The following is a 3,729-nucleotide window of genomic DNA, read 5'->3' on the forward strand; positions in this document are numbered from 1 at the left end:
CATCACACCCCCTCATGCAAACTCACACACGACGGTGTCGTCTCCGTCGAGAGTGGCGTGGACGTACTTCAGCGTTTCTCCCACGGCCATGGCGTCGAGTAGACGATCCGCGATCAACGGCAGCACGTGAGCGTCCAGCAGGTAGTCGATCAATCGTGCCCCGCTGTCGCTCTGGCTGCACCGTGCGGCCAGGTGATCGACCAACGTTGGCGAATGACTGAATGCCAGCTGGCGTCGCTTCAAACGTTCGGCCAACCGCTGCAGTTTGATTTCGATCAGTTCACGCAGCACCGCGCCACTGACCGGGTAGTACGGCACCACGCGCATACGCGCCAGCAGCGCCGGTTTGAAGTGTTGACTGAGCACCGGACGAATCGCTTCTTCCAACGCTTCAGCACTGGGACGATTACCGTTGCGGCACAGCGCTTCAATGCGGTCGCTGGCGAGGTTGGAGGTCATCAGGATCAGCGTGTTGCGGAAGTCGATTTCCCGCCCTTCGCCGTCGTTAGCAATGCCTTTGTCGAAGATCTGGTAGAACAGATTCAGGACATCGGGATCGGCTTTTTCCACCTCGTCGAGCAGCACCACTGAATAGGGTTTTTGCCGCACGGCTTCGGTTAACATGCCGCCTTCGCCGTAACCGACGTAACCGGGTGGCGCCCCAATCAAGCGGGACACGGTATGCTTTTCCTGAAACTCGGACATGTTGATGGTGGTGATGAAACGCTCGCCGCCGTACAGCAAATCAGCTAGCACCAACGCGGTTTCCGTTTTACCGACCCCACTGGGGCCGACCAGCAAAAACACACCGACCGGTGCATCGGGTTTGTTCAACCCGGCAGCCGTTGCACGCATCGAGCGATCCAAGGCGTGCACCGCCTGGTCTTGACCCCGAATGCGCAAGCGTAAGTCGCTGGCAAACGTACTGACCCGGCTGTTGTGTTCGCGCGCCAGTTGCTCAAGAGGCACACCGGTCCAGGCGCTGATCACTTCAGCAACTTGGCGCGGACACACTTCAAAACTCACCAGACGCTCTAGCGCTTGGGCTGCAGTCAATGCGCCGTGGACGGTGAGCACCTCCGCTTCCAGGGTTTTCAGTGTGTGTTCATCAGCTGTATCGTCGCCAGCTGCGCTACGGGCGAGCGCCAATTGCTGACGCAATTCCAGCAAGCGCTCAGCAAGTTTGCGTTGTTCATCCCATGATTTTTCGACGGCGTGCTGCTCATGTTCGGCTTCTAGAAGACGGCTTTCCAGCACACTCAAAGCTTCTTGGTCGATGCTTAAACCGGCTTCGGCATCGCGCTTTAATGCGAGGCACTGACGGCCGCCCTCGGCTAATTCGCTACGGAGTTTTTCCAGTCGCTCCGGCGCCGCCGCCAAGCTAATACGCACCCTCGCGCAGGCGGTGTCCAGCACATCGACGGCCTTGTCTGGCAGAAGCCGACCCGACAGATAACGCGCCGATAACTCCGCCGCAGCGACGACCGCATCATCACGTAGATAGACGCCGTGACTTTTCTCATAGATTGACGCCAGGCCGCGCAAGATAGTGATGGCTTGAGGGACAGTGGGCTCATGCAGCTGCACCGGCTGAAACCGTCGTGCCAGCGCCGGGTCTTTTTCGAAATATTTTTTGTACTCCCCCCACGTCGTCGCCGCGATGGTGCGTAACTCGCCACGGGCCAGCGCTGGTTTCAATAAATTGGCGGCGTCTGATCCACCGGCCTGACCGCCTGCACCGATCAACGTATGCGCTTCATCGATGAATAGCGTGATGGGCTTGGGTGAGGCTTTGACTTCATCGATCACGCCTTTCAGGCGCCGTTCGAACTCGCCTTTGACACTGGCCCCGGCCTGCAAAAGTCCCATGTCCAAAGACAGCAACTCGACGCCTTTGAGGGCTTGAGGCACCTCACCCCGGGCAATGCGTAACGCCAAACCTTCAACGATGGCGGTCTTACCCACGCCTGCCTCGCCAACGACAATGGGATTGTTTTTCCGACGTCGAGCCAGGATGTCGATCATCTGGCGGATAGCATCGTCGCGGCACAGCACCGGGTCGAGTTTGCCGTCGCGGGCCTGCTGGGTAAGGTTATGGGTGAAGCGCGCCAGCAGGGATTCAGCGGGAGTCGATGACTTTCCAGCAGCCTGTTCAGCGTTTTCCGACAGGGCGAAATCACGCAAACGGTCAGCGTTCAGTTTGGCCAACAGCGGTTGATAGCGGCTGCCGGCATAGCGCATTGGGTTACGCAGCAGCGCCAGAATCAGCGCTGCTTGCCCGACATGGCTTTGCCCTAATTCAAGGGTGGCGACGAGCAAGGCATCCTGCAGCCATTGCACCAGCTCCGGCGCGAACACCGGATTACGCGATTCGCTGCGCTCACTTCCAGGCTGCAGCGCTGCGGCTAATTCACCGGCGTCGACTTCAGCATCCAGCAACGCCCGCGTCATCAGGCCTTGGGGCCGCTCCAGAAGCGCCAGCAACAGGTCTTCAACCAAAATCTTGCTGCCGCCTCGCGCCACGCAGCGCTCGGCAGAACCTTCCAGTTCGCGGCGGGTTTCAGCGTCTAGGGCCTGGATAAGTTGTTGCAGGTCTACGTTGATCATGGTCATTGGTCCTTAATGAGTTTTGCTGCCGAGGGTGACGATGCCATCGGCATATTCGCGTCCAAGCCAACTGGTCCAGCCGAGGCGGCAGGCGTTCTGTTCGTCGAGGCGCAGCTCTTGAATTTCTTCAAGGCGTAGCACCAAACGAATGTCGTAATCGAGGGGGTCACGCAGGGTGAAACGCACCAGCGCACAGAGCGGTTGATAGCCGGTGCCGGTGGGTAAAAAATCGTGGAAGCGCTGCCAATCCAGTTCGCGGATGTGCACGCGAAACTTGCTACTGCGGTCACGCACGTACTCACCCAGCACCAGGTCTTCGCTCAAGCAGCTGTTGGCAGTCCCCAAGCGATTGCGTTGCTCATCGCGAATCCGTACCGAGCGCTCGATGCATTGCTCAATGGTTAGCTCGGCGTGCTTGAAGTAGTAACGCAACACGGACTCGATCAGTGCCGCCGAGTGGGCACGCAAACTGAGCAAGCCCAGATAGGGCAGCAGGCGCTTCCAGTTCAGCTCTTGCGTGTCGCGTATGGTCTTTCCGCCAAGCCCGATCAGCGCGAACAGCTGCGCCGAAAACGGGTCCGCCGCTTCACGCGCGAAACGCGCGTGATAACGATATTTACGCCAGGTTGGCAGTAGTAAACGCTGCAAACGGTGATGAAAAACGTCAAGGAAATCGCGCGTCGCGTCGCCATTGATACCCTCCTCCAACGCCTGTTCGCCGTAAAAAGCCGGCAACGGAGAACCCGCGCCCACTAGGCTCATCACGTTAAGCTGCAGGCGTGCGCGTACTCGGCCGTGCTCTTCAAAATACTGCACTCGGTCGATATCGCTGCCGGGGAAACCGAAGCTTGGATTGGCCTGAAACTCCACCAGATCGTAAAGCTGCTCGTCGTCCATCTCTAAATTGGATTGGCGCAACCGCTCCATGACCTGAGGTATGGCCTGGAAGATCGAGTACTCGCGTATGGCTCGGCTCAACCCGCTTAAAGCAAGGGTTGCAGGCCCATTCGTGGCGTCCATTGGTACACCTCTCCCTGTGTGCTTGTGACGTGCAACTCGTGGTACGAATTGAGGCTGGCGTAGAGCGCAAAGAACTCATTGAGGATTGAGGCGAAGAGGAAC

Annotated in this window: 3 protein-coding genes; all 3 read right to left on the minus strand. The window is 58.6% G+C overall.

Annotated elements, in window-relative coordinates; genetic code table 11:
- Positions 1-12: 12 nt before the first annotated feature.
- The gene (gene tssH / locus M0974_RS15600) at positions 13-2,613 is read right to left on the minus strand and encodes a type VI secretion system ATPase TssH (RefSeq protein ID WP_297838419.1); all 2,601 of its coding nucleotides are present in this window, start codon (positions 2,611-2,613) and stop codon (positions 13-15) included.
- Between the two features lie 6 nt (positions 2,614-2,619).
- The gene (gene tssG, locus M0974_RS15605; RefSeq protein WP_297838422.1) at positions 2,620-3,627 is read right to left on the minus strand and encodes a type VI secretion system baseplate subunit TssG; all 1,008 of its coding nucleotides are present in this window, start codon (positions 3,625-3,627) and stop codon (positions 2,620-2,622) included.
- The coding region (locus M0974_RS15610; RefSeq protein ID WP_297838424.1) for a type VI secretion system baseplate subunit TssF at positions 3,591-3,729 on the minus strand (139 nt) is incomplete at its 5' end. The genes tssG and M0974_RS15610, both read right to left, overlap by 37 nt.

The organism is Pseudomonas sp. (genome assembly GCF_026224925.1).
In the GTDB taxonomy this organism is placed as follows: domain Bacteria; phylum Pseudomonadota; class Gammaproteobacteria; order Pseudomonadales; family Pseudomonadaceae; genus Aquipseudomonas.